Source organism: Roseicyclus salinarum, assembly GCF_029624655.1.
GTDB classification, from domain to species: domain Bacteria; phylum Pseudomonadota; class Alphaproteobacteria; order Rhodobacterales; family Rhodobacteraceae; genus Roseibacterium; species Roseibacterium salinarum.
This window is the reverse complement of sequence record NZ_JARRSA010000027.1, coordinates 1-21325: the sequence shown is the minus strand read 5'-3', so window position 1 is coordinate 21325 and position 21325 is coordinate 1. Positions and strand designations below refer to the sequence as shown.

The 21325-nt window shown below is 70.0% G+C and carries 23 protein-coding genes; 3 read left to right on the top strand and 20 right to left on the bottom strand.

All coding sequences use genetic code 11. The features are described from left to right. Positions 1-19 precede the first annotated feature (19 nt). From P6F26_RS15475 to P6F26_RS15465, 3 genes are read right to left on the bottom strand one after another with little or no spacing between them, the layout of a single operon-like run. The gene (locus P6F26_RS15475) at positions 20-544 is read right to left on the bottom strand and encodes a hypothetical protein (protein WP_278029600.1); all 525 of its coding nucleotides are present in this window, start codon (positions 542-544) and stop codon (positions 20-22) included. Beyond that, entirely contained in the window at positions 537-1358 is an 822-nt protein-coding gene (locus P6F26_RS15470; protein ID WP_278029599.1) for a GNAT family N-acetyltransferase, read from the bottom strand. The genes P6F26_RS15475 and P6F26_RS15470 overlap by 8 nt, the downstream gene beginning before the upstream one ends. Further along, entirely contained in the window at positions 1355-2083 is a 729-nt protein-coding gene (locus P6F26_RS15465; RefSeq protein WP_278029598.1) for a 16S rRNA (uracil(1498)-N(3))-methyltransferase, read from the bottom strand. Before P6F26_RS15465 ends, P6F26_RS15470 begins: the two co-directional genes overlap by 4 nt. Positions 2084-2095: 12 nt before the next feature. Between P6F26_RS15465 and ubiA the strand changes: the two genes are divergently transcribed. The 3 genes from ubiA to P6F26_RS15450 all read left to right on the top strand — a co-directional run bounded on the left by ubiA (position 2096) and on the right by P6F26_RS15450 (position 5437). After that, complete coding sequence (gene ubiA / locus P6F26_RS15460; RefSeq protein ID WP_278029597.1) at positions 2096-3076, top strand: 4-hydroxybenzoate octaprenyltransferase; 981 nt, start codon at positions 2096-2098, stop codon at positions 3074-3076. A gap of 81 nt (positions 3077-3157) precedes the next feature. Next, on the top strand, positions 3158-5098 hold the full coding sequence (locus P6F26_RS15455; RefSeq protein WP_278029596.1) for an OmpA family protein: 1941 nt from the start codon (positions 3158-3160) through the stop codon (positions 5096-5098). 6 nt (positions 5099-5104) lie between these two features. Next, complete coding sequence (locus P6F26_RS15450) at positions 5105-5437, top strand: hypothetical protein (RefSeq protein WP_278029595.1); 333 nt, start codon at positions 5105-5107, stop codon at positions 5435-5437. Positions 5438-5462: 25 nt separating this feature from the next. On the opposite strand, the gene P6F26_RS15445 is transcribed toward P6F26_RS15450, so the two are convergent. The 17 genes from P6F26_RS15445 to P6F26_RS15365 form a co-directional block, all read right to left on the bottom strand. Beyond that, positions 5463-5918, bottom strand: a complete 456-nt coding sequence (locus P6F26_RS15445) for a molybdenum cofactor biosynthesis protein MoaE (protein WP_278029594.1) — start codon at positions 5916-5918, stop codon at positions 5463-5465. Continuing rightward, complete coding sequence (gene moaD, locus P6F26_RS15440; protein WP_278029593.1) at positions 5915-6166, bottom strand: molybdopterin converting factor subunit 1; 252 nt, start codon at positions 6164-6166, stop codon at positions 5915-5917. Before moaD ends, P6F26_RS15445 begins: the two co-directional genes overlap by 4 nt. A gap of 8 nt (positions 6167-6174) precedes the next feature. After that, on the bottom strand, positions 6175-6840 hold the full coding sequence (gene pgsA / locus P6F26_RS15435) for a CDP-diacylglycerol--glycerol-3-phosphate 3-phosphatidyltransferase (protein ID WP_278029630.1): 666 nt from the start codon (positions 6838-6840) through the stop codon (positions 6175-6177). 250 nt (positions 6841-7090) lie between these two features. Then, complete coding sequence (uvrC, locus tag P6F26_RS15430) at positions 7091-8959, bottom strand: excinuclease ABC subunit UvrC (protein ID WP_278029592.1); 1869 nt, start codon at positions 8957-8959, stop codon at positions 7091-7093. Positions 8960-9260: 301 nt separating this feature from the next. Then, positions 9261-10037, bottom strand: a complete 777-nt coding sequence (locus P6F26_RS15425; RefSeq protein WP_278029591.1) for an SDR family oxidoreductase — start codon at positions 10035-10037, stop codon at positions 9261-9263. A 13-nt stretch (positions 10038-10050) separates the two neighbouring features. Beyond that, complete coding sequence (locus P6F26_RS15420) at positions 10051-11019, bottom strand: calcium/sodium antiporter (RefSeq protein ID WP_278029590.1); 969 nt, start codon at positions 11017-11019, stop codon at positions 10051-10053. A gap of 3 nt (positions 11020-11022) precedes the next feature. Then, on the bottom strand, positions 11023-11202 hold the full coding sequence (locus P6F26_RS15415; RefSeq protein WP_430736757.1) for a hypothetical protein: 180 nt from the start codon (positions 11200-11202) through the stop codon (positions 11023-11025). Then, entirely contained in the window at positions 11202-12005 is an 804-nt protein-coding gene (locus P6F26_RS15410; protein WP_278029588.1) for a S49 family peptidase, read from the bottom strand. Before P6F26_RS15410 ends, P6F26_RS15415 begins: the two co-directional genes overlap by 1 nt. Before the next feature lie 105 nt (positions 12006-12110). Then, a complete protein-coding gene (locus P6F26_RS15405; RefSeq protein ID WP_278029587.1) occupies positions 12111-12926 on the bottom strand; it encodes a 3-hydroxybutyrate dehydrogenase in 816 nt (271 codons plus the stop codon). After that, on the bottom strand, positions 12923-14440 hold the full coding sequence (locus P6F26_RS15400; RefSeq protein ID WP_278029586.1) for an AMP-binding protein: 1518 nt from the start codon (positions 14438-14440) through the stop codon (positions 12923-12925). Before P6F26_RS15400 ends, P6F26_RS15405 begins: the two co-directional genes overlap by 4 nt. A gap of 70 nt (positions 14441-14510) precedes the next feature. Beyond that, a complete protein-coding gene (locus P6F26_RS15395; protein ID WP_278029585.1) occupies positions 14511-15422 on the bottom strand; it encodes a glycosyltransferase family protein in 912 nt (303 codons plus the stop codon). A gap of 19 nt (positions 15423-15441) precedes the next feature. Further along, positions 15442-15744: a Dabb family protein gene (locus P6F26_RS15390; RefSeq protein ID WP_278029584.1), complete on the bottom strand. Its 303-nt coding sequence runs from the start codon at positions 15742-15744 to the stop codon at positions 15442-15444. A 4-nt stretch (positions 15745-15748) separates the two neighbouring features. After that, positions 15749-16987 carry a glycerate kinase type-2 family protein gene (locus P6F26_RS15385; RefSeq protein ID WP_278029583.1) on the bottom strand — a complete coding sequence of 413 codons (1239 nt, stop codon included), beginning with the start codon at positions 16985-16987 and terminating at the stop codon, positions 15749-15751. Continuing rightward, positions 16984-17997 carry a LacI family DNA-binding transcriptional regulator gene (locus P6F26_RS15380; RefSeq protein WP_278029582.1) on the bottom strand — a complete coding sequence of 338 codons (1014 nt, stop codon included), beginning with the start codon at positions 17995-17997 and terminating at the stop codon, positions 16984-16986. Before P6F26_RS15380 ends, P6F26_RS15385 begins: the two co-directional genes overlap by 4 nt. Before the next feature lie 10 nt (positions 17998-18007). Then, the gene (locus tag P6F26_RS15375) at positions 18008-19171 is read right to left on the bottom strand and encodes a dihydrodipicolinate synthase family protein (protein ID WP_278029581.1); all 1164 of its coding nucleotides are present in this window, start codon (positions 19169-19171) and stop codon (positions 18008-18010) included. Next, positions 19171-20760: a GMC family oxidoreductase gene (locus P6F26_RS15370; protein WP_278029580.1), complete on the bottom strand. Its 1590-nt coding sequence runs from the start codon at positions 20758-20760 to the stop codon at positions 19171-19173. The genes P6F26_RS15375 and P6F26_RS15370 overlap by 1 nt, the downstream gene beginning before the upstream one ends. A 7-nt stretch (positions 20761-20767) precedes the next feature. Next, a partial coding sequence (locus P6F26_RS15365; protein WP_278029579.1) for a 3-ketoacyl-ACP reductase occupies positions 20768-21325 on the bottom strand: 558 nt, incomplete at its 5' end.

Sequence of the window (21325 nt, the reverse complement as noted above, 5' to 3'; positions counted from 1 at the left end):
GCCCGGAGCTTCTGGCGTGTCAAGGCTTGTTCAGGGCAAGGTTCTGTGCGCGCGTCCACAGTCGCGTGGTGCCGCGCGCCGTGCCTTCACGCGCGGCGAGGATCGCGTTCGCGGAAAGGCCCGGCAGCGCCGTGAACGCATCGAACAGCGCCTCGGCCCCACGCGCCTCGACCGGGATCACCAGGAGCGTGCCGCCCTCCACCAGCACCCATGCCGCGCGGCCGTCCTCGGTCCGGCGCAGCGACAGGTGCTCCAGCTCGTCGAGCGCGACCGCGCCGCCATGCGTCGGACCCATGTAGAGGATCCGCCGCTCGTCCACCTGAACGACGCCGGGCGCGTCGCCCGACGCGGCGAAGCGGGCGCGGCGGATGGCGGGCACCAGCATGAACGCGCCGAGGGCGGCAAGAAGCCAGCCGAACCCCTGCACGACGGGTCCGGGCCGCAGCGCGATCCAGAGGCCCGCGGCGACGACGGCCAGCACCAGAAGCACCTCGCGCCAGCGGCGCAGCGCGGCGGTGGCCTCGGGGCGGAGGAACTCAGCCATGGATCACCTCGGGCCGGGCCGGAAGGATGACCGTCCAGGTCCCCGAGCGGCGAAATCCGAGCGCTTCGTAGGCGCGAATGGCCGCCGGCCCCGACGTGAAGAGCGTGGCGCGCCGCACGCCCGCATCCCGCGCCTCGGCAAGGTGCAGGGCGACGGCCCGCCGGGCGTGGCCGCGATTGCGCAGGGCGGGTGGCGTGTAGACCGCGCCGACCTGCACGATGTCGGGCAGGCGCGCGTTGAAACCGGTCATGGCCAAGGGCATGCCACCGTCGATCAGCGCCCGGTGCGACCCTTCCGAGAGGTAGTGCGCCACGTCGGCCTCGGCCGTGGCCGCAGCGCGTTCGGGCGGGGTGCCGAGCGTCTCGATACAGTAGTCCCGTCGCCACGCGACGCGGGTCTCGGCGTCGAGATCGGCCAGCGGCACCAGCCGCCCGGGACCGCCCGGAACGACCAGATCGTCAAGGTCGAGCACGAATTGCGCCTCGTCCTCGTCCAGCGCCCTGTCCGCCCCGTCCAGCCCCAGAAGCGCCGCGAGGGGGCGCACCTGCGGTCCGGCGCCCATGATGCCGATCATCCGCCGTCCGGCGAGCGCGCGCGCCATCTCCTGCGGGGCGGTCGCGGGGCAGACCGGCAGGATCATCCCGTCGCCGGTGACGCCCAGAACACCCCGAAGCGCGCCGCGGTTCATCGCGCGTCCCGGCCCCTCGCCCAGTCCGTGGCGCAACAGGTTCGACAGCGGGAACATCGCGTGCGCCGGATCCCGGCGAAGGAAGGCCTCGATCGCCTCCCGGTCGCAGGCGCTCGCGCGTCTCACCGCCAATCCCCCCTTTCGGCCTGCCAGAGCGCCATGGCCGCGACGGCGGCGGTGTCTGCGCGCAGGACGCGCGGGCCGAGGGAAACGGACGTCACGAAGGGCAGCGCACGCAGGCGCTCGCGCTCGGCCTCGGAGAAGCCGCCTTCCGGCCCGATCAGGATCGCCCATCCCGACGCGTCGGACGCGGCGGCAAGCGCCTGCCTCGACCCTGCCAGCGTCTCGTCGGCGAACACGAGGCGCCGCCCCTCGGGCCATGCGTCCAGTAGCGCCGAAAGCGGCTGCAACTCCTCCACGGGGGGCACGTAGGTGCCGCCGCACTGCTCAGCCGCCTCGATCGCGTGGGCCTGAAGCCTGTCGCGGCGAACGCGCTCGGAATTGGTGTAGTCGGTCTGGACCGGCAGGATGCGCGCCGCGCCCAACTCGGCCGCCTTCTCGACGATGAAATCCGTGCGCGCCTTCTTGATCGGCGCGAACAGAAGCCACAGGTCCGGCGGGTCCATCTGCGGCGCCGTCCGCTCGACGATCGTCAGCGTCCCTCCGCGCTTGCTGCCCTGGGTGATGTCCGCGCGCCATTCCCCGTCGCGCCCGTTGAACAGCGCGATGGCGTCGCCGGGCGACAGGCGCATGACCGCGAAAAGGTAGTTCGCCTGCTCCCGCGTCAGGTCGACCGTTTGCCCTTCGCTCAGGGGATGCTCTACATGGAGCCGTATCTTGGGACGCGACATGAGGCGAAACCTATGGGCGACGCGCAGGGAAGGCCAGAGGCACCGGCCGCCGACGGACAGGTCTACGACGCCGTTTCCGGCAATTGGGTCGACACGCGCGCACCGGCCGCCCTGCGTCCCTACCTGCGGCTCAGCCGGGCGGACCGGCCGATCGGGACATGGCTGCTGCTTCTGCCCTGCTGGTGGGGGGTCATGCTTGCCGCCGCCGCGGATCCCTCGGGCCTGCGCCCGCTCGACCTGTGGATCGTGGCGGGATGCGCCATAGGCGCCTTCCTGATGCGCGGCGCGGGCTGCACGTGGAACGACATCACCGACCGCGACATCGACGCGGGCGTGGCCCGCACCAGGTCGCGGCCGATCCCCTCCGGGCAGGTCACGCCGCGCCGCGCCTTCGGCTGGCTGGTGGTCCAGGCACTGCTCGCGTTCGGCATCCTCCTGACCTTCAACGGGGCCGCCATCGCGCTTGGCATCCTCGCGCTCGCGCCGGTCGCTGTCTATCCCTTCGCCAAGCGCTTCACATGGTGGCCACAGGTGTTCCTCGGCCTCGCGTTCAACTGGGGCGCGCTGCTGGCGTGGACCGCCCACACCGGATCGCTCGGATGGCCCGCCGTGGCCCTCTATCTCGGCGGCATCGCGTGGACGCTGTTCTACGACACGATCTACGCCCACCAGGACAAGGAGGATGACGCGCTGATCGGCGTGAAGTCCACGGCGCTCCTGTTCGGGGCCGCGACGATGCCGTGGCTGCGCGGTTTCATGATGGCCGCGGTCGCGCTCCTGTCGCTGGGGGTGCTGCTGGCGCTGGTGCCGGGCGGCGACGTCCTTGCCCTCGCCGTGGCGCTGGCGGGCGTCTGGGCGATGGGCTGGCACATGGCCTGGCAGCTTGGCCGGCTCGACATCGACGACGGCGGCGTCTGCCTCCGGATGTTCAGGTCCAACCGCGACACCGGGCTTCTGCCTGCGCTGTTTTTCGCCGTCGCGGCCTTCCTCTGAGACCGACCGAGATTGAACCCCCGGGCGCAACGCGCTAACCCGGCGCGAGCCCGTCCCGGGCCCGGACGACAGACCCCGCGCATGATCCGTACTCCCTTCTTCGCCGTCATCCTGTCCTTCATCGCCGCCGGCGCCCTGTCGCTGGGCGTCGCCGTGGTCGCGGCGATCACGATCGAACGGCGCTCGATCGAGGCGGTGAGCGAGGTGCTGGAGGAGGAAGGCTTCCACTGGGCCGAGGTCGACGCGGACGGGCTTCAGATCTTCCTTCGCGGCACGGCCCCCGACGAGGCGAGCCGCTTTCTGGCGGAATCGCGCGCAGGCTCGGTGATCGACGGGGACCGCGTGGTCAACGAGGCGGCGATCGAGATCCGCGACACTGCCGCCGCGCCGCGCTTCTCCCTCGACATGCTGCGCAACGGCGACGGCATCCAGATCATCGGCCTCGTGCCCGGCGTGGACGGCGGCGACGAGATTGCCGACGCGATCGAGAGCATCGCCGACGGAACCGAGGTGACGGACATGGTCGAGACGGCCGATTACCCGGCGCCCGACACATGGATCTCGGCGCTCGGCTATGGCCTGAGGGCGCTCAGGCAGCTGCCGCGCTCGAAGGTCACCGTCTACGCCGACCGCGTCGAGGTGGAGGCGATCAGCGACAGCCCCGAGCAGCAATCCGAGTGGATCGCGGACCTTCAGGCCGCGCGTCCCGCCGGAGTGGAGGTCGTGCTCGACATCTCCGCGCCCCGGCCGGTCTTCTCGCCCTTCACGCTGCGCGCGGTGCGTGACGCCGAGGGATCGAGGTTCGAGGCCTGCGCCGCCGACACCGCCCGCGCGCATGAAAGGATCCTCGCCGCGGCCCGCGCGGCCGGCATGGAGGGCGACATCGCCTGCCCCATCGGCCTCGGCGTGCCCAGCCCCAGCTGGGCGCAGGCGGTGGAGATCGGCCTGAATGCGCTGCACGAGCTTCCCGGCGGGACGCTCACCTTCTCGGACGCCTACGTCACGCTGGTCGCGGCGCAGGGCACAGGGCAGGACGAATTCGACCGCGTGATCGGCGAGCTGGACGCGGCCCTTCCCGAGGTCTTCACGCTTCAGGGCGTGCTTCCGGAGGCCGAGAACGACGCCGGCGGCCCCGCCCGCTTCTTCGCCAATCTCGACGCGGACACCGGCGTGCGCCTGCGCGGCCGACTGCCCGAAGGACCCGTCGGCCAGTCCGTCGCGGCCTTCGCCGTCGCCGTCTTCGGGCGGGAGCGCACCGATCTGGCCACCCGCGCCGTGCCCGACCTGCCGCAGGGCTGGTCGGTGCGCGCCATGGCGGGCCTGAGGGCGCTGGCGCAGCTCCACGAAGGCGAACTGACGCTGGAGCCGGACACGCTCCGGATCCGCGGGCGGACCGGCGACGCCGACCTGCGCTCGGAGCTGACGCGGCAATTGAGCGACGCGCTCGGCGCCGGAGCCGACTTCCAGCTCGACATCCGCTACGACGAGGAACTCGACCCGATCGCCTCGATGCCCACGGCCGAGGAATGCGTCGCCTCGATCCAGTCGGTGCAGGAAGACCGGAAGATCGTGTTCGAACCCGGATCGGTCGAGATCACGGACGAGGCCGGGGAGATCCTCGACCAGATCGCCGAGATCCTGCCGAACTGCATGCACGTCGCCATGGAAATCGGCGGCCACACCGACAGCCAGGGCCGCGAGGAGATGAACCTCGGCCTCAGCCAGAGCCGCGCCGACGCGGTCCTGAACGGCCTACTGGCGCGCGGCGTGCTGGTCTCGAACCTGACGGCGCGCGGCTATGGCGAGAGCCAGCCCATCGCCGACAACGGCACCGAAGCCGGACGCGAGCGAAACCGCCGCATCGAGTTCCGCCTGCAAGATCAGGTCGACGCGCTCGAAGCGCGCGCCGAGGCCGAAGCCCAAGCCGAGGCGCGCGCCGAAGCCTTCGCGCTTCGCCCGGAACCCCGGCCCGACAGTATCGCGGAGGCCGCCGCCGCGGCCGCCCCGCCAGAGGAGGAGTAACGGCGCATGGATCGGCTTCAGTTCATCATCGCCATCGCCATCATCCTTTTCGTGGCCTTCGGCCTCGGATGGCTGGCGCATTGGCTCGTGGCGCGCTTCAGCCGGGTCTCGAGCGCCGACCTCGGCGAGATGGAGGCCCTCGCACGCGCCCTGCACGACGCCGAGGAGACGCGCGACCAGGCGATCGCCTACCTGCAGCAGCGCGAGACGGAACTGACGAGCCAGCTCAGCCAGACGGAGGCAGAACTGCGCGCCACGATGGACGGCCTGCGCGAGGCGCGGGCGGAATCGGAAGAGCTTCGCCTCTACATCGAACAGACCGACCGGAACCACGGCTGAACCGCCCCGACGGCGCGCTCAGGCCCTACCAGCGTGAAAGCGCGTCTTCGTCCTCGTCGCGCGCGGCCACCCATTCGGCGCCCCCGCCCGAGATTTCCTTCTTCCAGAAGGGCGCGCGCGATTTGAGGTAGTCCATCAGGAACTCCGCCGCCGCGAAGGCGTCAGCCCGGTGCCGCGCGGCGGTCGCGACCATCATGATCGGCTCGCCCGGCGCAAGCCGCCCGTGGCGGTGCAGGATCATCGCCTCCGCCAGCCCGAACCGCGCGATCGCCTCGGCCCGGATGGCGCCCAGCGCCTTCTCGGTCATGCCGGGGTAGTGTTCGATCTCCATCGCCTCGAGCCCGCCCGCGGCAAGGTCGCGCGTGAGGCCCGAGAAGCTGACCACCGCCCCCGCCCCCTCGACCGCGGCGGCGAAGGCGTTCAACTCGGCCCCCATGTCGAAGGCCGCCTCCTGGACGCGGACCGTCTCCATCGCGCTCATCCGCCGGTCATCGGCGGAAAGAAGGCGACCTCCCGCGCGCCGGCCAGCGCGGCGTCGAACCCCACGAGGTCCTGGTCGACCGCAGCCCGGATCGCGCGCGTGTCCGCGAAGGCATGCGCATAGGCCTCATCGCGGGCGCGCAACTCGTCGATCAGGTCGGCCACCGTGCCCGCCTCGGTCTCCACGCTCTCGTGGCCGGTGCCAAGGCGTTCCCGGATCCAGGCGAAATACCGAATGTCGAGTTTCATGGTCGGTTTCAGCCCCCGTCCCTGAGGTAAGGCAGCGCCTTCCTGAAATAGTCCCAGCCCGTCACAAGCGTCAGCCCCGCCGCGATCCACAGCAGGACCAGCCCGCCGTAGGACGCCGCGATGAGGCCAAGATATTTCCAGCCCAGTCCGACGTCGTCCTCGATCTCGCCCGATAGGATGCCGTTCACGATCTCCGGCGACATGCCGAAGGTCTGCATGACGAAATAATGATCGAACAGCCCCCATGTGAAGAGGAGCGCGATCGCGACCATCTGCACGGTGGTCTTCCACTTGGCGAGCTGCGTCACCTTCAGAAGGCTCGCCGTCGCCCCGAGAAACTCGCGCAGCCCCGAGACGAAGACTTCCCGGAACAGGATCGCGGTGATCGGGATGAGGGTCCAGTCGGAAATCCCGTGCAGCCCCAGCAGCACCGCCAGCGCGATCACCACCATCGCCTTGTCCGCGATCGGGTCCAGCATGGCGCCGAAACGGCTGACCTGCCCCCATTTCCGCGCGAGCCACCCGTCGAGATAGTCGGTCAGCGACGCGAAGAGGAACAGGATCAGGGCGAACCAGTCCGCCGCCGGCCGCGGCAGGACAAGGAACACGAGCCCCACGAGCGGCGCCGCCGCAAGACGCAGTACCGTCAGGATGTTGGGCAGGGACCAGCGCATGGCGCCGGTGTAGCTTGCGTGGCGTCCCGATGGAATGCCTGTCTTTCGGCGCGTCGCCATCAAGTGCTCGCGGGCGCGGCCATGTGCCGGCGGGTGCTGTGTGGTTGTGCTCTCACCTGCGGGAAACACGCCCGTCCGCCGCCGGGTTCCCCATTCCGCGACCCGCGGCGGTCTTCATCCTTGCGAAAAACTCCCGCCGGAGGCACCAGCCTCGGCAAGGGGCCTCCGGTCCCGCGACGAGGCTTCCCCCTCAGCCGCGCTCGTGAAAGTAGTCGTAGATCTTCTGCGCCAGGCCCTCGCTCACGCCGTCCACCGCCTTGAGGTCGGCGAGGTTGGCGCGCGACACCGCCTTGGCGCTGCCGAAATGGGTCAGGAGCGCGCGTTTCCGGGTCGCGCCCACGCCCGGAATGTCGTCCAGCGGCGTGGCGGCCACGGCTTTCGCGCGCTTCTGGCGATGCGCGCCGATTGCGAAGCGGTGCGCCTCGTCGCGCAGGCGCTGGACGAAGTAGAGCACGGGATCGTTGCGCCTCAGCGCGAAGGCGGGGGCGCCGGGGCGGTGGAACTCCTCCTTGCCGAGGTCGCGGTCGATGCCCTTGGCCACGCCGATGAACGGCACGTCGTCGATCCCCATCTCGTCGAGGATCTCCTTCACCGCCGAAACCTGCCCCGCTCCGCCGTCGATCAGCAAAAGGTCGGGCCAGGCCTCGCCCTCGCGATCGGGGTCCTCCTTCAGCAGGCGCTGGAACCGGCGGGTCAGCACCTCCTTCATCATGCCGAAGTCATCGCCCGGCGTCAGGCTGTCGCCACGGATGTTGAACTTGCGATACTGCGACTTCACGAAGCCATCGGCGCCTGCGACCACCATGGCGCCCACCGCGTTCGATCCCTGGATGTGGCTGTTGTCGTAGACCTCGATCCGGCGCGGCGGCGCATCGAGGCCGAAGGCTTCGGCCAGGCCGTCCAGCAGCTTCGTCTGCGCCTGCCCCTCGGCGAGGCGCCGCGCGAGGCTTTCGCGCGCGTTGCGCAGCGCGCCATCGATCAGTTCGGCCTTCTCGCCTCGCTGCGGCACGAGGATCTCGACCTTGCGACCCAGCTTCTGGCCGAGTGCATCGGCCATGAGGTCCGGGTTCTCGATCTGGTGGGACAGGATAAGCTGCCTCGGCGGTTCCTTCTGGTCGTAGAACTGGCCGAGGAAGGCCTCCAGCACCTCCGGCTCGTCGATGTCGGGACCGATGCGCGGATAGAAATCCCTGTTGCCCCAGTTCTGGTTGGCGCGGATGAAGAAGACCTGAACGCAGGCCTGCCCGCCCTCCATGTGAAGCGCGACGACATCGGCCTCGCGCACGCCGCGCGGGTTGATGCCCTGCGCCGACTGCACGTTGGTCAGCGCCCTGATCCTGTCGCGCAGCGCGGCGGCGCGCTCGAACTCCATCTCTTCGGAGGCCTTCGCCATCTGCGTCGCCAGCTGCGCCTGCAGATCGGTCGTGTCGCCCTTGAGGAACCGCACCGCATCCGACACCGAGGCGGCGTAGTCGCTTTCGCTGATATGCCCGACGCAGGGACCGCTGCACCGCTTGATCTGGTAGAGCAGGCAGGGGCGCGTGCGGCTGTCGAAGACCGCGTCGGTGCAGTTGCGCAGCAGGAACACCTTCTGCAGCTGGTTGAGCGTCCGGTTCACCGCGCCGGCGCTGGCGAAGGGGCCGAAATACTCGCCCTTTTCCTTCTTGGCGCCGCGATGCTTCTTGATCTGCGGAAAGGGGTGCTCGCGGCTCACGAGGATGTTGGGGAAGCTCTTGTCGTCGCGAAGAAGCACGTTGTACTTGGGCTTCAGCTGCTTGATGAGGTTCTGCTCGAGCAGGAGCGCCTCGGTTTCCGTCCGGGTGGTCAGGAACATCATCGAGGCCGTCTCGCGGATCATCCTCGCGATCCGGGGCGAGTGGCCGGTCGGCTTGGCGTAGGACGACACCCGCTTCTTGAGCGCCCGCGCCTTGCCGACATACAGCACCCGCGACTGGCTATCGAGCATCCGGTAGACGCCCGGCGAATTGTCGATCGAGCGCAGGTAATCCCGGATCACCTCGTGGCCTGTCACGGCGTGTGTCTGGGTCTCTTCGGGCATGGATCAGTGCTCAATTCGATTCTGGTCGCGGCTGCAATGCAAGGTGGGCGAAATCAAGGCGGCAACAATCCCCCACCAATGTGGATAACCTTGCGGAGAAATCTTGGGTCACCTGAAATTTCCCTTGTATTCGGCAGGCTTCTGGGGATTGCACCCTTTTTAGGCATCTTTGTAATGCCTTGTTTTAATGATGTTATTTTTAACCCGCCAACTGGTTTTACAAGACTGTTACCGAAGGTTAACGCCTCTGTTACCTCACCGGCCTCAGTGGAGAAGTGGAATTTGGTGTATCCGGGGGTCGCTACTCAACCCCAAGGATATCCGGCGTCTGCCAGGCCAGGTGCTGACCGCCATCCACGCAGATGAGCTGGCCGGTCACCGCCCTCGCGGTCAGGAGGTAATCCAGCGCCGCGCAGATCGCTTCCGCGTCCGCGCCGCGGCCAAGCACCGTCGCGGCGCGCTGGCGGGCGAAATGCACTTCGGTCTGCCGCGCGCCCTGCAGCGTGGGGCCCGGACCGATCGCGTTCACGCGCACGTTCGGCGCCAGCGCCTGTGCGGCGGTGCGGGTGAAGGCCCAGAGCCCCATCTTGGCGATGGTGTAGCTCATGAACTCGGGCGTGAGCTTGCGCACCCGCTGGTCGATCATGTTGACCACGAGACCCTGCGCCTCGGGCTCGCCGAATTCGTCCTCGGCGGCGGCCGGGATCTGCGCGGCCAGCGCCTGCGTCAGGACGAAGGGCGCGCGCAGGTTGGATTCGATGTGACGGTCCCAGCTGTCGCGGGTCGCGCTCTGGATCGTGTCGTACTCGAAGATCGAGGCGTTGTTCACCAGGACCGTGATGGGCGATCCCAGCGCCTCGGCGGCGCGCGGCAGAAGCGCCTGCATCTCGGCCTCGACGGTGAGGTCCGCCTGCAGCGTCACGGCCCTGCGCCCCAACGCCCGGATGTCGGCCGCCGTCGCCTCGGCCTCGTCCACGCTTCCGGAGTAGTGGACCGCGACGTCGTGTCCCCGTTCCGCAAGCCGAAGCGCCATCGCGCGGCCAAGACGCTTCGCCGCGCCCGTCACAAGTGCCGTCATCCGCCCATCTCCCCTACAGCAGGAGTAGCGTGATATAGCCCGCATAGAGGGCGGTAAAGATCACGCCCACGAGCCGCCCCATCGACCAGCGCAGGAACACGAAGGGCGCCAGCGCCAGCGAGGCGGCCAGCATGACCCAAAGATCGAAGCGCATGATCTCGCTGTCGACCGGGATCTGGCCCACGAAGGACGAGATGCCGATGATGCCCAGAAGGTTGAACAGGTTCGACCCGATGACGTTGCCGAGCGCGACGTCGGTATGCCTTCGGATGGCGGCCATCACCGTGGTCGCAAGCTCGGGCAGCGAGGTTCCGACGGCCACCAGCGTCAGGCCGATGATGGTCTCGCTGACCCCGTAGGCGGAGGCGATCGCGATGGAGCTGTCCACCAGCAGGTCCGCGCCGATCGGCAGGCCCGCAAGGCCCAGCGCGACGTAGAGGCCGATCTTCCACCACGGCATGTCCGGGTCGGCCTCGTCCAGCGCGTCGTCCTCGAGCGGAGGCGCCGCCTGGGCCGCGCCGTGGGCCGCGACCCGGTGCGCGTTGGCGCTGCGGGCCGCGTCGAACAGGATGCCGCCCAGGAGCGCCAGCAGGATCAGCCCGTGCCACCACGTGAACGGCCCCGCGAAGGCGAGGGCGATGAACACCAGGGTTCCGCCGATCATGAACAGGAACGTGCTCCGCGTGTCGCTGGCCGCGTGAAGGCCCGAAAGCATGGCCGGGATGCCCAGCACCAGCAGGACGTTGGCCGTGTTCGATCCCACGACGTTGCCGAGCGCAAGGCCCGGAGCGCCGTCGAGGATGGACTTGATCGAGATGAGAAGCTCGGGCGCCGAGGTGCCGAAGGCCACGATGGTCAGCGAGACGATCAGCGCCGGGATGCCAAGGCGCAGGCTGAGGTTCACCGCGCCCTTCACGAGAATGTCGCCGGCGAGGAGAAGGATGACGAGGCCAAGCCCCGCCAGAGCGAATTCTGCCGCCATGCGTCAGCCTTGACCTTCGTTGCAGTGCGGACAGGGGCCGCCCTTGAGGTTGTAGCGCTTGCAATCGGGGCACAGGCGCGGTTTCGGCAGCCCGTTTCCACGCCCGATCCTCGGCAGGCGAAGCCGCCCGAACATCGCGAGCACGGCCATGAACACCAGGAAAAGGGTGACGATCTTGAGCATCACGACAGGCCGAACCGCGCGTAGGCTGCGCGCTCCTCGAGGCCGGTCGCGACTTCTGATGCCAGCGAGACGCCGATGCGGCCGAACAGGCTGCGGCGAGGGCCGTAGACGGCGAAGCGGGTCCGTTCGCCGAACAGCTCCTTCATCTTGGGCACGACGTGGCCGATCCCGTCTGCGAGGCCGAGCTCGACGGACCTCGCTCCCGTCCAGAACGCCCCGGTGAACAGTTCGGGGTCGTCGCTCAGGCGGTCGCCGCGGCTCGATTTCACATGGGCGATGAAGGCCTCGTGGATGTCGCCCTGAAGCGACTTCAGGCGGACGACGTCCTCGGCCCGTTCAGGGCGGAAGGGATCGAGGATCGATTTCGACTCGCCCGAGGTATAGACCCGCCGCTCCACGCCGATCCTCTGGATCGCGTCGTGAAAGCCGAAGCCCGCTGAAATGACGCCGATCGAGCCGACGATCGAGGAATGGTCCGTCCAGATCCTGTCTCCGGCGCAGGCCAGCCAGTAGCCGCCGGACGCCGCCACATCCTCGACGAAGGCGTGCACGGGGACCTTCTTCTCGTCAGCGAGACGCCGGATGCGCGCCGCGATCAGCGAGGATTGCACCGGGCTGCCGCCGGGCGAGTTGATCGCCAGCGCGACGGCGGCCGGCTTGCCGCGACGGAACGCGCGCTCGATCGCCGGCGCGACGGCCTGGTCGTTGAGGCCCGCCCCCCTCGGATTGGCCATGATCGCGCCCTGAAGGCGGACGACGGCCACCAACGGGTCGGATTTTACGAAGGGGATGAAGCGTCTCATGCTGGGCGATGTAGAGGCGCGGGTGCGGGGCAGCAAGGCGCGCCCCCGGAATTGCCGAAAACTGTGGCGGCGGCGCGCGCGTTTTCCGGCGGCGCAGGCCCGCGCCTACCGGGCCGTCCAGCCGCCGTCGATGGGGATCGCCGTCCCGGTGACGTTGTGCGCGATGGGCGCGCAGAGCCACAGGGCGAGGGCGGCGATCTCGGCGGGATCGGACATGCGCAGGCTGGGCTGCTTCTCGGCCAGAAGCTCGGCGATGCCGAGGTCGCGGTCGCCGCCGTGAAGGGCCGCGCGCGCCTCGATCTGCGGCTGGATGATCGCCGTCTCGGTCCAGCCGGGACAGATGCAGTTGACCGTCACGCCGCCGCGCGCCTTGTCGCCGGCGGCCGCGTATTCCAGCGCCGCCACCCGGCTGAGGCCCACCAGCCCGAACTTCGCGGCGACGTAGGGCGCCTTGTCCCTCGAGGCCACGAGGCCGTGCACCGAGGCGATGTTGATGACCCGTCCGTAGCCGCGCGCGGCCATGCCCGGCATAGCGTGCTGCATGGTGTGGAACGCGGCGGACAGGTTCACGCCGAGGATCGCGTCCCACGCGGCGCGCGGCATCTCGGCCAGCGGCGCGGTGTGCTGGATGCCCGCGTTGTTCACGAGGATGTCCGGCCCACCCGACGGCTCGCACCACGCGGCGACAGCACGCATCAGCCCGTCGATGCGGTCGGGGTCGCGCAGGTCGCCGTCGAAGAACTCGGCCTGCGGCGTGCCCTTGTCGCGGAGATGGTGGCAGACCTCCTCGATCTGCGCATCCCCAGCGAGCCCGTTGACCGCGATCCGCGCGCCCGCCTCGGCGAAGGCCTCGGCGATGGCGAGGCCGATCCCCTGCACCGACCCCGTGACGAGCGCCGTCTTGCCCGAAAGATCCGTCATGTCTCCTCCCTTTCCAGCCGTTCGCGCAATTCGGTCTTCAGAACCTTGCCGTAGTTGTTCTTGGGCAGCTCGGGCACCGCGATGTAGTGCTTCGGGCGCTTGAACCGCGCGATGGCCTCGAGGCAATGCGCATCGAGCGCCTCGGGATCCAGCCGCGACCCGGGCGCGGGCACCACGAAGGCCACGACATCCTCGCCCCATTCCGCCGAAGGCCGCCCCACGACCGAGACCTCGTGCACGCCGGGATGCGTCAGCAGGACCTCCTCCACCTCACGAGGGTAGATGTTGGTGCCGCCCGAAATGATGACGTCCTTCGACCTGTCGGCGAGCGTCAGGTAGCCGTCCGCGTCCAGACGGCCGACGTCTCCGGTCATCAGCCAGCCGTCGACCAGCGTCTTCGCCGTCGCCTCGGGGTTGTTCCAGTAGCCGGGCATGACGGGAGCGCCGCGGACCATGATCTCGCCGGTCTCGCCGGGTGCGAGGATGCCGCCCGCCCCGTCGCCGATCGCCACCTCGACCAGGCTTTGCGCCCGGCCGACCGAGGCGAGACGCTCGCGCCAGCGCGGATGGCTGCGGTCCGCGACCTCCCCCCGCGAGAGGGCCGAGATCGCCATGGGGCATTCGCCCTGCCCGTAGATCTGGACGAACTTCGGGCCGAACCAGTCCACGGCCTCCTCGATGTCGGCGCGGTACATGGGTCCGCCGCCGTAGACGATGGTGCGGATGCCCTCGCCCCTGCCCCCCGAGGCCTTGGCCGCGTCGGTCAGCCGGCGGATCATCGTTGGCGCCATGAACATCGAGGTCGAGCCATGCGCCCGCGACAGCTGCAGGACCTCGTCCGCGTCGAAGCCGCCGGAGGTCGGGACGACATGCGCCGCGCCCATGCGCACATGGATGGGCGCGTAGATACCGGCGCCGTGGCTCATCGGCGCGGCATAGAGGGCCGCGTCGGCGCAAGTGACGGGATCGACGTCCACCGGGTAGCAGAGCGAGGTCGCGGCGACCATTCCGTGCGTGATCCGCACACCCTTGGGCTTGCCGGTCGTCCCGGACGTGTAGAACAGCCAGCAGAGGTCGGTCTCTTGGCGTGGCACGGCGGGTCCGGGAGGCTCGGCGCACATCGCCTCGAAGGCGGCGTCCCCGATGCGCAGGGCATGAAGCGCACCCGCCTGCGCGATGCCGGCCTCGAGGTCGTCGGTCACGAAGCAGATCCGCGCGCCCGCGTCGCCGAGAATCCACGCGGCCTCCCTTGGGTGCAGCTTGGCGTTGACGGGCACCGCCACCGCACCCGCGCGCCAGATGCCGTAGAAGCAGGTCAGGTAGTCCGGCACGTTCCTTGCGAAGATGCCGACGCGGTCGCCGGGGGCCACGCCCCGTCCGGTCAGGGCGGCGGCAAGGCCGGCGGCGCGCCGCGCAAAGGTGGCGTAGTCCGCAACCTCCCGGTCGCCCAGCACCAGCGCGCTTCGCGCGCCCATCACACGGGCGGTGCGCTCCAGCCATAACGCAAGGTTCATGCGCCCTCTTCCCGCGATGGTTTCACCCGAGAAGATCACCACGGGAGGCGCCCCTGCGGCAAGCCCCTCGTCATCGCGCGGGCACAAGGCCCTCGGCGGCGAGGACGGCCTCGGCAGCGGCGTGGTGGCGCGCGGGAAGCCTCGCCCGGAACCCCTCGAGGATCTCGGGCCACGCGGGCCCCTCGGCGAGATGGCGGAACCTGTGGTAGTGCAGCACCCGCGCCGCACGCGCAGCCTCGGGGTCCCTGCGCCGCGCTAGCGAGTGGTTCCACGTCCCGTCCAGCACCCGCGTGCGGTAGCCGAACCGGGCAAGCGTCAGCGGAAGGGTGATCTGGTCGAGCCAGGGACGCTTGCCGCCTATGCTGCAGGTCCTGTCGAAATCGACAGCCGTCTCGATCCAGCGCTCGGCGAAGCGCGGTGCGCCATCCGTCCGGGAGGTATCGGGAAAGGCGACGAGACCCGCGTTGAAATAGGGCACGAATTCGCGCTTGCGGCCGCGCAGAAGGCGGATTCGCTCCTGCGGGAGCGGCAGCCCGAAATGGGCATAGGCCCGCGCCCATCTGTCGCCCTCGCCGCCCCAGGTCGCCACCCCCTCGGGCGCGGCGGCCACGGTGTCGTCCGGCAGCTCCGCGAGGGCGTCAAGCGGGCCGAGGCACACCATGTCGGTGTCGAGGAACACCGCGCGCGGCGTGTCGCGGAGGTCGGCGGCCGCCACCAGCTTGTTCCCGTGCGGATAGGGCCTGCGCCAGTCAGGCGGATCGGGCAGGAGGCGCAGATCGACGCCGCACGCCTCATAGAGATCGCGCGTGACGCGCGACACCTTCGGCATCCGGGCGGCGGAGACATAGGCGAGCATCCGGTGCGCCCGGCCTTCGTGGACCTGCGCGAGCGACGCGGCGAGAAACCAGCTCTGGGTCTCAAGCCGGTCGCTGTCCGCCACGAAAAGGACCGACAGGCGGGCAGCCCCGGGCGGGCGGGTCACGGCGTGTCCGCCAGCCGCCTCAGACCTCGAGGTCGGAGACGAAGATGCCGTCATGCCCGCCCCGGCTGTTCTCGACCATGATGCCGCCGGCGCGGACGTGGTCGGGATGCGCCTCGTAGGCGAGATGCACGTCGCGTGTCTCGAAGGTGACCGAGAAACCGTAGGTGTAGCGCGCGGACTTGCCCTCGAAGTCGCGGTTCGGGCCGTGGCGGAATCCCGACATTCCCGGCACGTCGAGGCCCGCGAGGATGCCGCAGGCCTCGACGATGCGTGCCTCGGCCTCGGGCGAGGCGGGTTCGAACAGGACGGTGTGAATCAGCATGGCTCTACTCCGGTGGGACGATCAGGATCGCGCGGAAATCGTTGACGTTGGTGAGCGTGGGGCCGGTGACGACCTGCGCGCCTGCCGCCTCGAAGAGATTGTGCGCATCATTGTCGTCGAGCGCGGCGCGCGGGTCGCGGCCCGCCTGCCGCGCGCGCGCCAGCGTGCCGGGCCCGATCAGCGCGCCGGCGACCTCGGCCGCGCCGTCGACGCCGTCGGTGTCGCAGGCGATGGCATGGATGCCCTGAGCGCCGTCGAGCGCAAGCGCGAGCGCAAGCGCGTACTCCGCGTTCGGCCCACCGACGCCGTGACCCCGCCGCGTGACCGTCAGTTCGCCGCCCGACAGGATCACGCGGGGGCCGGCGGCCCTCAGCGCGCGCTCGGCATGGGCGCGGGCCACCTCGCGCGCCTCGCCCTCGATCGCGTCGCCGAGCATGTCCACGGCATAGCCCTGCGCCTCGGCCAGCGCGGCGGCGGCGGCCAGCGACTGCGAGGGCGCCGCGACGATGACGTTCTCGACGCGCGAGAGGCGAGGATCGTCGGGCAGGACCGGATCGCCTCCGGCCTCGAGGTAGGCGGCGATGGACGGCTGCGGCGTCACCCCCCAGCGTTTCAGCGCCGAAAGCGCGCGCGCCGCGTCGCCCCGGTGTCCCACGGTCGGCCCGCTCGCGATGTCGCCCGGCCTGTCGCCCGGCACGTCCGAGATCATCAGCGCCAGCATCCGCGCGGGATAGGCCGCGGCGGCGAGACGGCCGCCCTTCACGGCGGAGATCTCCTTGCGGATGCCGTTGATCTCGCCGATCGGTGCGCCGGACGCCAGAAGCGCCTGCGTCAGCTCCTGCTTTTCGGCGAGGGTGATCGCGTCCGCCGGCTGGATCAGCAGCGCAGAACCGCCGCCCGAGATGAGCGCAAGCACGAAATCCCCGTCGCCACAGGTCTCCAGAAGCGCGAGCATCCGGGCGGTGGCGGCGACGCCCGCCGCATCCGGCACGGGGTGCGCCGCCTCGACGATCTCGATCCCGCGGCAGGGCCGCGCATAGCCGTAGCGGGTGATCACCAGCCCTTCGCAGGGGCCCCATTCGGCCTCGACCGCCTCGGCCATGCGCGCGCTCGCCTTGCCCGCACCGATGACGACGACGCGCCCCTCGGGCCGGGGCGGAAGATGCGCGGCGAGGCTCTGCATCGGGTCGGCGACCTCTACGGCCCTGTCGAACATGGCACGAAGCAGCGCGTCCGGCGTCATTTGGTCCCCCCAAGGCTCGAGGCGCGGGCCACGAGGTGCACTGGCGCCCGCCGCTCGGGCGGCGGCTTCACGCCCGAGCTCAGCCAACGCAGGAGCGTGGCCGCGGTGTCCCGCGCGAAAACGGCAATGTCACAGGACACCGACGACAGTTGCGGCCAGCTCAGCGCGCAATCCTCGATGTCGTCGAACCCCACCAGCCGGATGTCGTCGCCCACCGCCGCCCCGGCGCGCATCAGTCCGGCCAGCAGCCCAAGCGCCACGAGGTCGTTGAAGCACAGAACGCCGTCGCAATCGGGGTGCTCCGCCGCAAGCCGCGCGGCCGCGTCGAGCCCGAAGGCGCGCGAACTGGGGCCCGCGACGCGCAACGGGGGCAGCCCGGCCTCGGCGAGCGCGGCGGAATACCCCGCCATGCGCTCCTGCGTGACCGACAGACCGTCGAGCCCGCCGACGAAGGCGATGCGGCGCGCCCCGAGGCCGATGAGGTGCCGCGTCGCCTCCATGCTTCCTTCGGCGTAGTCAAAGCTCGAGAACGGGAACAGGTCGGTGCGCGCGTCCATCCGGCGCAGGACCTGGAGCGTGGGGATCGCGGCGCGGGCCAAAGGCTCGAACGTGGCCACGCCGTCGCCGTGGGCCGGGCAGATCACCACGGCGTCGACGCCATGCTCGATCATCGTGGCGACAAGCCGCGACTGAAGTGCGGGGTCCTCGTCGGAGTTGGAGATCACGGTGGCGTAGCCCTCCGAGGCAAGCGCCATCTGCAGCGAGGCGGCGAATTCCGTGAAGAAGGGATTGCGCAAGTCGTTGATGACAAGGCCCACGAGCCCCACGGAAGACCCCCGAAGCGTCGCCGCCGCGCGATTGTAGACGTAGCCCATCTCGCCCATTGCAGCGCGCACCAGTGCGGCCGTCTCGGCCCGCACCTGCGGACTGCCCTGCAGCACGAGGGAGACCGTGGACTTGGACACGCCCGCGCGCGCAGCGACGTCGGTGATGGTGGGGCGGCGCTTCATGGGGGCATTGCTACCCGTCGATCCCGTGCAGCGCCAGAAGCGTGCGCATCCGCGCCTCCGCCAGATCGGGCCGGGCCAGCAGGCGGGCCCGGTCGGCAAGGCGGAAGACCTCGGCGTAATGCGCGATCTCGCGGGAGGACTGGAAGCCCGCCGGCATGATGAAATGCGCCTGCGTCCCGTTGAGCCATGACAGGAACGCGATGCCCGCCTTGTAGAACCGCGTGGGCGCCTTGAAAATCTCGCGGCTCAGCGGAACGGTCGGCGCGAGAAGCGCGTGGTAGGTCTCGAGGTCGTCCCTCGCCAGCGCCTCGAGCGCCTGGCTCGCGGCGGGTGCGATGGCGGCGAAGATGCCCAGAAGCGCGTGCGAGAAATGCGTGCCGTCGCCCTCGATCAGGGGCGCGTAGTTGAAGTCGTCCCCCGTATAGAGCCGCACGCCCGCGGGCAGGCGGCTGCGGAACGCCTCCTCGTGCGCCTGGTCGAGAAGCGAGATCTTGATGCCGTCGACCTTCGCGGCGTTGCGCGCGATCAGGTCGAGGACGAAATCGGTCGCGGTCCCGACGTCGCGCGTGCCCCAGTAGCCCGCAAGCGCGGGGTCGAACATTTCGCCCAGCCAGTGAAGGATGACCGGCCCGGCCGCCTGCGCCAGAAGCGTGTCGTAGACTTTCGCGTAGGTCTCCGCATCCGCGCCGATGGCGGGCAGCGCGCGGGTCGCCATCAGGATGATCTGCCCGCCCGCGGCCTCGATCGCCTCCATCTGCTCGGCGTAGGCGGCGACGATGGCCTGCGGGTCGCGAAGCTCGTCCGGCGCCTTGTGGTCCGTCCCCGCCCCGCAGGCGACGCACGGGCTCAGGGGGTGGCCGCGCGCGGCGTCCATCGTGCGCCGGATCAGCTCGAGCGCGGTCGCCCAGTCGACGCCCATGCCGCGCTGCGCGGTGTCCATCGCCTCGGCGAGGCCAAGCCCCTGGTCCCAGAGGCCCTGGCGGAAGGCCAGCGTCGCATCCCAGTCGACGGCGGGCCGGGTGTCCCACGGGCTGCGCTCGGCCATCGGGTCCGAGATGACGTGCGCCGCGGCGAAGGCGGTGCGGGTCAGCGCCACGCCCGGCGCGCGCGGGATCAGCGGCTCGCTCGTCAGGCGGTAGTCCTGAAGCGTTCCGTCGTAGGTCGGCAGCCGCATCACGCGCCTCCGTTGTCGGCCTTGATCATGTCGGCGGCCTTTTCGCCGATCATGATCGCGGCTGCGTTGGTGTTCGAGGAAATCACCGTGGGCATGATCGAGGCGTCGACCACCCGAAGCCCAGCGATGCCGTTGAAGCGCAGGCGCGGGTCCACCACGGCGCCGGCGTCGACGCCCATTCTGCAGGTCCCCGCGCCGTGATGCGACGTCTTGGAGTGCTGGCAGATGTAGGCGAAGTAGTCCGAGTCGGTCTTCACTTCCGGGCCGGGCAGACGTTCGGCCCGGATGAAGGGCCGCAGGGGATCTTGTGCAAGAATTTCCTGCGTCAGCTTCAGGCCCCGGATCGACATTTCCAGGTCCCGGGGGTCGGCGCAGTAGTTCGGGTCGATCAGCGGCGCTTCCGAGGGATCGGCGCTTGCCAGCCGCACCGTCCCGCGCGAGCGCGGTCTGAGATAGCAGGAATTCAGGGTCACGCCGCCCTCGGGCATGGCCGCCACGCCGGCCTCGATGCCGGTTCCGAGGCCGAGGTGAAGCTGAAGGTCGGGCGACCTTGCGTCGGGGTCGGCATACCAGAAGCCCCCGGTCTCGAAGAGGCTGGAGGCCACGGGGCCCTTGCGCGTCAGAAGATACTGCACGCCCGCCACGGCCGACATGAGCGGCCGGGCGTAGCGGTCGTAGGTGTGCGGCCCCGTGACCTCACAGATGCAGTAGAGGTCGAGGTGATCCTGCAGGTTTTCGCCCACGTTCGGCTGGTCGAGCACGACGTCGATCCCGAGGTCGCGCAAGTGGTCGGCGGGACCGATGCCCGAAAGCTGCAGCAGCCTCGGCGAGCCGATGGCGCCGGAGGACAGGATCACCTCCGTACCGGCCGCGAGCCGCGTGCCGTCCGTCAGCGTCACGCCCGTGGCGCGCCCGCCCGAGACGTCAAGCCGCCGCACCTGCGCCCCGGTCCTGACGGTCAGGTTCGCGCGGCCCCGGTTCGGCGCGAGATAGGCCATCGCCGCCGAGGACCGCCGCGCGTTCCTCTGGGTGAGCTGGTAATAGGCGACGCCGTCCTGGCGCTCGCCGTTGACGTCCATGTTCCGCGGGATGCCGAGGCGCGTGGCGGCCTCGAAATAGGCCTCGCAGATCGGCAGGGGCGCCGCGGGCCGCGACACGCCAAGGGGGCCGCCGCGCCCGTGATACCTGTCGTCGAAGGTGTCGTTGTCCTCGGCCTTGCGGAAATAGGGCAGCACGTCCTCGTAGGACCAGCCCTCGCAGCCCATCTGCCGCCACTCGTCGTAGTCGAGCGCGTTGCCCCGCGTGTAGATCTGCGCGTTGATGGCCGAACCGCCGCCGATCACCTTCGCCTGCGTGTAGGTGAAGACCTTGCCCCGGAGGTGCCTTTGGGGAACCGTGCTCCAGCCCCACGAGCCGACGCCCTTGGTCATCTTGGCGAAGCCTGCGGGAACGTGGAACAGCGGGTTCCAGTCGCGCCCGCCGGCCTCCAGCAGGCAGACCCGGACGGCGGGATCCTCGCTCAGACGCGCGGCGAGCACGCATCCGGCGCTGCCGCCGCCGATGATGATGTAATCGTAGCCCTCGGTCATCGGCTCCTCACAGGCGGTGGATGGAAAGGCCGCCGTCGACCGGGATCGCGGCGCCGGAGGCGAAATCGAAATCCCCGCGCGCGAGCGGCACGGCGACGCGGCCGACGTCCGCAGGCTCGCCCCAGCGCCCGGCGGGCACGAGGCCCTCGGCGATGCGCGCGTCGTAGCGGCCCGAAACGGGGTCGGTCATCGGGGTGCGGATGATGCCGGGACGCAGCTCGAAGACGCCGATGCCCTCGGGGGCGAGGCGCGCGGCGAAGGCGCTGGCCATCATCGAGGCCCCTGCCTTGGAGATGCAGTATTCGGCCCGGTCGGGCGACACGACCCCGGCGCTGACGGACGTGACCACGAGGATCGAGCGGTAGGGACCTTGCGTCGCCCGCAACATGCGGCGCGCCGTTTCCTGCATGAGGAACATGGCCCCCCTCAGATTGACCGCCATGCAGCGATCAAAGCTTTCGGCAGTGATGTCCAGAAGGTCGCCGCGCACCATCGCGGGCACGCCGGCGTTGGAGACGAGCGTGGTGACGGGACCGACGGCGCGCTCGACGGTGTCGAGCGCGGG